This window comes from Hafnia psychrotolerans, assembly GCF_014639435.1.
Taxonomy (GTDB): domain Bacteria; phylum Pseudomonadota; class Gammaproteobacteria; order Enterobacterales; family Enterobacteriaceae; genus Ewingella; species Ewingella psychrotolerans.
Map to the genome: position 1 here is coordinate 1 of NZ_BMFZ01000021.1, position 6,804 is coordinate 6,804.

A 6,804-nucleotide genomic window follows, 5' to 3' on the forward strand; every position below is an offset into this window, starting at 1 on the left:
TTGACAGCGACGTTGGCCCCCTGCTGCTCCTGATCACCATCTTCAAAATCATCGAAATTTGACATATCCCATCCCATTAGTTGCGTAGTGTCGGCACTACCTTACGGCAATGGAACTAAAAATCAATAAAAAGGTTCCATCAATAGAACCAGAATATCTTTTCCTACGTTCTGATTCCCTATGCAGAGGAATCTAGAGACATCACCTGACCAAGCGTATTTACCATAACACCTGTTCACCGCACCGCCTCAACCCCACTCAGCGCCGTTTTGCCCCGAAGACAGTGAAACCCCCGACTTACCCCGCCAAAACCGCCCAAAACGCCGCTGGTAACTTTTGCGCGGGTGAATAGCTATGCACCTAAACCGTCGCCGTACGGTTAGCGCCCCGTTCGGCGGCGAAGCCGCCGAAACCGCGTATTGAGCGCGCCTCAAAAGGCCGTGAGCCTGGCTCAAAAAGCCCGACAAAACCGGCGACCGGTCACCACTTGTTGTGGGCGGTCGCCGGTTTCAACAACCGCAGGGCGTTAGCCGCCGTTGACGTTCGGGAGCCGCCGGCAGGGTCAGGGGCAACGCGCGGGGGATGTGCACATCCGCAGTGGCTTTGCCTATCCTGCATCGTCGTTAAAAGTGGTTTTTTTGATAGGGGGTTTTGCAGAACGGTCCTCGTGATGGCGGTGCTGAAAACCTGTCCAGCCCCGTTTGTAGCGTCCTTCATTTGCCCGCCGCCATACACCTTCAGCCCTTGTGCCCCATGGTGTTGCAGCGATCCGGCGATACACCCTATGCACAGGTGGTGATACGCCTCGAGTCCTTGCGACACAAGGGCTGGAGCCGTGCACTGTATAATGCGTCGGGTGTGAGAGATTTCTTGTGGTTTTGCTCAGCAAGAAAACGAAGCACACCGAGTATTGAAGCGATCAGTATTGCCCGGGTAAGCCAGTGAAAAATACCATCGCAGGACGTTCGGGGTGTCGGGGAAAAGCCCTGACCGGTCGTTTTCGGATCACGACAGCGTGCTGGCGGTGGACACAAAACATTTCCTGTCCGCCCTGTTATTGATTTGCAAAAAGAGGGAAGCAATTGGTCTTGGGTTTCAAAGGGGCACCCTTTGGCGCGCACGATGCTTACGGAACGCCGCAGGCGTTTTGTAAACATCGGTGACGTGCCTCGGTCTATTCACTGCCGCGTGAGGTTTCGCACTAATTCGCACTAACCACGAGGGCTGTGAGAGAAAATCGCACTATTTCGCACTAAATCGCATTAAACCTAAAACCGGTCGCACTAATTCGCACTGTTTCGCACTAAATGGCTGCGTTCCTGGGGGGCTGAATCAGCCAACAGTATTGGTGCGATTTTTCCAGCGAAGATGTCCATCACGCAGGTTTTTCCAGAATTCGCCGCCGGTACCTAAATACTCCCCAAGCCGATCGGCCTCGGCGTCGCTCAATTGGTGTTCATTACTCAACGTCTGGGCAAGTTGATCCACGTCCATTTCGATGTTGGCAGCGAGATCGTACAAAGTGTGCATGTCTGGGGTGATGAATTCCTCTCGCAGAATATCACCGACCGTTGCGGGTGCCGCAGTTCTCGTGTCCATCGTGACGCTCCTGGTAAATGTTTGGCTATCTCAGCGAAGGGAGTGAAAGTCCCCGTGTCGGGGTTATTTCGATGGCCGCTGCCATCGCTGCCACCACTTCGTGATCACTGGAGAGAGAGCAGGGTCTGGCTTATGCTCGAGGCGTAGCATCATTCCCTTTAATTCAGCCACCTCCTGGCGAAGAGCACGGATTTCATCGAGTAAAACCGCCTCATTTTGTGTGCCATCAGGCTGTGCCACGGTGGGCCGTGATGCTGTGCCATCAACTGACAAGTCACCGTAGTGGCGTATCAACTCACTTGTTTCAAGTTCCCGATGACCAGAACCGTTAGTCCTATATGAAACAAGGCCTGAAGCCATATCGCGGTATAGGGTTCGACGGCTTTTCTGTGTCAATTTCTGTGCCTGTGACACTGTGTGCCATGCCATAAAAACCTCCGAATTTTTGGCACAGTGTAGAACCTCTGATAAAAATAACCAAAAATCAAAAATCGAGGAGTCAAAAAAGATGACCAAGCAAGAAAAAACAGCACTGAACATGGCGAAGTTCATTCAGGCGCAGACGATTTTGTTACTCGAAAAGCTGAATGAACTGAATCTTGATGAGATGGCCAACCAGTGTGAGCGATTGCACGAGCTGTCAGAACAGCTTCATGATGGTTTGAAAAAAGAAGTAGAAAGGGATGAGCAGGAAACCGTCGAGTGACCGTGCCAAAGGAGACAGCAGTGCACTTACGCTTCCTCGCGTTGACAGACTTCGCTAGTCAACACTGCGGCGAGCGTTGCGGGTCAGGAAAAGACGAATAGGATGTAGGAAGAAAAAAATGGAAAAGGCCACGCCCAACCGGGCGTTTTTCCATAGGCTTCGCCCTCCTGATGAACATCACAGAAATTGGATGATTTCCGGTGCTCAAATCAGAAGTGGCGAAACCTGACAGGACTTAAAGATCCCCACCGTTTCCGATAGGTAGCTCCCTCGTGCGCTTTCCTGTTCCCACCCTGAGGTGTACCCGTTGCAGACCGCCGTAAGGTGGCGTTTTCTCATTCCTCCCCGTGCAACTGGGTTCCTTTTAGGTGGTTCGCTCCAAGCTGGACTATCTGCACGAACTCCCCGTTTAGTCCGACTACCGCGCCGTATCAGGTAACACACTCTTGAATCCAACCCCGAAAGACACGACAAATCGCCATTGGCGGTAGCCATTGGTAACTGTTTGAGTGGAGCAAGCTTTAAAGGAATTCTTGAAGTATCAGCTAAATTACGGCTACACTGAGAGGACGAATTAGGTTACTGCGCTCCACTAAAGCCAGTTACCGCGGTTCAGAAGTTCCCCAACTCACTGAACCTTCGAAAAAACCACCTTGCCGGGTGGTTTTTTCGTTTCTGGGGCGACAATACCTCTGAGATAGATAAGCGTCAAGAACAACACATTGCCCGCAACACAGGTAGGGACTAGAATGCAAAATAACGTAGATTTAGAGGTTAAAAAAATGAGCATCAAAAGCCTAAAAGACATCATAGAACAGCAAAAAAAAGAAGAAGAAGAAGAGCAAATCTTCGATCCAGAAGAACAAGTTAAAGAATATAGAGAATTAGTTGAGAAACTATATTCACTGTCTATAAGTTCAATTGAAGATCTTATAAAAGAAGATCTGATAAAAGTATCCAGAGAAAAAATAAACATATATGAAGAGTCTCTTGGTGAATATGAAATTGACTCACTCATACTCTCCATTAATTCAAAAAAAATAAAATTCGTCCCGGCGGGAACAATGCTAATCGGTTCAAAAGGGAGAGTAGATGTCTTTGGTCCTTTTGGCAGTGAAAAGTTCATGTTAATAATGAAAGGCGTAAAAAGCCCTAGCGATCTAATAAAAATTAGAGTTAAGGTTGCTGGCAGTTCTGGTGATGTTGAGCCGAAAAAAGAATCTAGGAAAAAACCAACACTAGATGACTGGGAATGGAAAACTATGCCTAGTGATAATCGGTGGATGAAATTTGATGACGTAAATAGCGACACCATAACAAGTATTATCACGAGAATGATAAATGGCTAGAGTTCATTCCATAAAAAAATCAGGGCAGCATTTAGACATCAGCTACGTGATACATAAGAAATCCGTGCTTGATAGGTCTATAACGCTTATGTATTCAACCAAAAACCCAGACTACTATGCGGATTTTGTTGGATTGAGCGAACATGAGATAGAGTCAGAGAAAGAAGTTTTAATTAAAGAAAATGATACAACGCATAGCCTTTTGTTGCTAACTGCAATTGAAGCACTCATAAGGCTTGATGCAGATAAAAAATATTGCACCAAAAAGAAGGATGATTTATCCAAAAGAATAAAAGAAATATACGACAGAACAAAGGGAGAGAAAATAAAGTTGGATGAGGATTTAATTAATGCAAGACTAAATGAGGACAGCCCTGAAACTAGAAAATTTTACAACAACTTGAAGAAATGTTTTAAATACAGGCACTGGCTTGCGCATGGCAGATATTGGGACTCAACCAAAGTTTCCATAGTTAATTTTGACTCAATACTAATTATAACACAGTCAATATTGGCACTCACAAACTATGATTTTGAAACTTAACATGTGATAACGATAAGAAATCACTAAAAACATAATTAGAATTTCATTATGTTTGATTATTAATGAGTGATTTTATTACTAATGAAAATTAGTAGCCATGGGAATTTATTTACCCCTTCTTAAATTAAATGTAAAAATAATTAGCTAAAAACTTTAATTGCAAGTTTGGAAAGGTACTTTCTTCAGCCAAGGTACTGCTCATGTCATCTAAAATCTTCCAACCTTCTGCTGACCCTATGTTTTTTCTTGGTCGCATTTTAGATCCTAAGCATTTCTCTTCGCACCTTTGTTGTCAAAAATATGATGGCAGCGATAGATTACTCACTTGAAATCCCGCCAAAAGACCATATTAAAATAGTGGGTAAATTCACCCTTTGGGCACAACAAGGAAAGCAGGATGGCTCTTTATAAAAATTCTCAAGTCGTCAAACATAGCGATCACGCTGCATTCGACGCGATACACAATCCAGGCATCGCAGCTCCGGATGCAGGGATATACCGGTGCATCAATTGCAGCCATGAGATCGGGATCGCAAAAGGACATACACTTCCCCCACAGCACCAAAATCACCCAGATGGGGTTGCGATTAAGTGGCAAATGGTCGCATTCGCACAGCATAAGTAAGAATGATAAAAGTTTACTTATTAAAGCCCTACGGGGCTTTTTTTGTACCTACCGGTGGCGCTGATTTACCATAACACCTGAATCCAACCCTGACAGACACGACAAATCGCCATTGGCGGTAGCCATTGGTAATGGGTGTACAAGAGATTACTGATGCAGATTTCTCGAAGTTAAGGCCTGAGTGCGGCTAAACTGAAAGGACGAATTTGGTTTCAGCGGTCTTGTACACCCTGTTACCACGGTTCAGAAGTTCCCCAACTTACTGAACCCTCGAAAAAACCGCCTCCCCAGGCGGTTTTTTCGTTTCGATGACAAGATACGCGCGATGGTCAAGTCATCTTAGCTAGACAGCTGACAACCTAACTAGTCGTTAGTTAATAGGTTTTTGCCAAAAAAATTGTATAAAATACGGTGCCATAGAGCTAATCGGCACAAACATCGAGCAATCTGATTGTTGGGTGGATATTTTCGCTCATAATTAATACAAGGCATTATCAATGCACGTTCTAAGAATCATGAGAGTTTCAAAGGATGGCTTACCGACCGTCAAAGAAGACACTCGAGATTGTCTTGGTGTTAGGTATAAAAAACCGCGGGTTAATGACATATCTATAGACGTCAATGGTATGGTTATTCGTGGTTCTGGAGGGCTATCAGTGACTCTCCCTCCAAAGACAAACTTTAAAGAGCACTTACTTGAGCCATCTATCCCTGCGCGGGAGTGTTTTAGGATTGATTTGGCTTACTTTGAAGAGCATCAGCATTTGTTCTTCAGACAAGATAGCTCTACTCATGGTTTAATAGAGCCATCGCATGATATGCATATTGATGAGTATCACGAACATTTAGCAGCTACGAGAAACTTATGGGAGGTTGATAAATGAAAATGTACTTCAAAACAAACATGCTCAAACCGACCCAACAAAAAAAGCAAAATGAATCGATGAAAATCTATGAGCATAAGCTGAACTGGCTAATCAACCATGACGCCACCTCAAACAAGATCTACGACACTTGCGTGTCATTAGTTAAAGATTGTGGTGATCGGGGTGGGGCAGTTGCGTACACATTACTTCTTAATGCTGTACGTACGAGAAAAATGGATGAAGAATCCGAAGAGAATGTACTAGATGTGTTAGATGCGCTGTCTGGTGAGTGCTCAGTAGGATCTAAGATAGGGGCTGGTAATTATCACACCCAGCACAATCACGCATAGTCCTGATTCATATTAAAGGCCGCTTAGAAGCGGCCTTTTTCACATCTGAACCCGCCATGCCGCCGGATTGAACGTGCCATCCCCTGCCACATATATTTCTGTAATCCAATTCCCCCAGATCCATGGAGTTAAAGCAAAAACTGCGGCGGCTGACAATCCACATCCCATATGTATTTGATATCAATAGTATAAACCCACCTTCTTGTCATTCCTAGCGCACCTACATTCTGATCTTCATGAGGCAACACCATTTGCCCACTAACTAACTTCACAGATGTAAGATCGGTATACCGTGATTCACTCAGTAAGGTTGGCCGAAAATTAGTAGGTATTTCAAAAGAAATCAGCCGGTCTCTTGCCCTAATGAAATTACAAATCAATATGTTAGCACTATCTGGAGCATCCTTATTAAGAGCAGCTACTTTAATGAGAGTACCTCTGGGAGCTTGATGAAGCGCCTCCAGAAAACGCTTTTCATCTTTCTCACCGTTTTTTTCGAAAAAGAAAAGTCCTGCTAGCCAAGCAGGATCGCTGCGAAGTCTTTGCTCAATAGCCTCTTTAACAATCTCAGTTTTAGATCTTGAAGTAGATTGAGCATACAAATTCAAACTCCGTGCTAACCCTCCAGGAAAAGTAAATTTGACAGCGACGTTGGCCCCCTGCTGCTCCTGATCACCATCTTCAAAATCATCGAAATTTGACATATCCCATCCCATTAGTTGCGTAGTGTCGGCACTACCTTACGGCAATGGAACTAAAAATCAA

General features: G+C 45.0%; 8 protein-coding genes. 5 read left to right on the plus strand and 3 right to left on the minus strand.

The genetic code is table 11. The annotated features are described in order from the left end of the window. Positions 1–1,332: 1,332 nt before the first annotated feature. Complete coding sequence (locus IEV89_RS21395) at positions 1,333–1,599, minus strand: helix-turn-helix domain-containing protein (protein WP_015060896.1); 267 nt, start codon at positions 1,597–1,599, stop codon at positions 1,333–1,335. A gap of 63 nt (positions 1,600–1,662) precedes the next feature. After that, a complete protein-coding gene (locus IEV89_RS21400; protein WP_188475514.1) occupies positions 1,663–2,028 on the minus strand; it encodes an entry exclusion protein 1 in 366 nt (121 codons plus the stop codon). A gap of 79 nt (positions 2,029–2,107) precedes the next feature. Here IEV89_RS21400 and IEV89_RS21405 point away from each other — a divergent pair, with 79 nt between their 5' ends. From IEV89_RS21405 to IEV89_RS21425, 5 genes are all read left to right on the plus strand, one after another. Then, positions 2,108–2,305: a Rop family plasmid primer RNA-binding protein gene (locus tag IEV89_RS21405; RefSeq protein WP_188475516.1), complete on the plus strand. Its 198-nt coding sequence runs from the start codon at positions 2,108–2,110 to the stop codon at positions 2,303–2,305. Positions 2,306–3,054: 749 nt separating this feature from the next. Then, the gene (locus IEV89_RS21410; RefSeq protein ID WP_188475517.1) at positions 3,055–3,654 is read left to right on the plus strand and encodes a hypothetical protein; all 600 of its coding nucleotides are present in this window, start codon (positions 3,055–3,057) and stop codon (positions 3,652–3,654) included. Further along, positions 3,647–4,198, plus strand: coding sequence for a hypothetical protein (locus tag IEV89_RS21415; protein ID WP_188475519.1), 552 nt, complete (start codon positions 3,647–3,649; stop codon positions 4,196–4,198). Before IEV89_RS21410 ends, IEV89_RS21415 begins: the two co-directional genes overlap by 8 nt. 1,122 nt (positions 4,199–5,320) lie before the next feature. Then, complete coding sequence (locus tag IEV89_RS21420) at positions 5,321–5,707, plus strand: hypothetical protein (RefSeq protein ID WP_188475521.1); 387 nt, start codon at positions 5,321–5,323, stop codon at positions 5,705–5,707. After that, positions 5,704–6,039 carry a hypothetical protein gene (locus IEV89_RS21425; RefSeq protein ID WP_188475523.1) on the plus strand — a complete coding sequence of 112 codons (336 nt, stop codon included), beginning with the start codon at positions 5,704–5,706 and terminating at the stop codon, positions 6,037–6,039. The genes IEV89_RS21420 and IEV89_RS21425 overlap by 4 nt, the downstream gene beginning before the upstream one ends. Positions 6,040–6,167: 128 nt before the next feature. Here the strand turns inward: IEV89_RS21425 and IEV89_RS21430 are convergent, their stop codons facing one another. After that, positions 6,168–6,743 (minus strand): YlcI/YnfO family protein, encoded by a 576-nt coding sequence (locus tag IEV89_RS21430; protein ID WP_188475525.1) that lies wholly within the window; start codon positions 6,741–6,743, stop codon positions 6,168–6,170. Positions 6,744–6,804 lie beyond the last annotated feature (61 nt).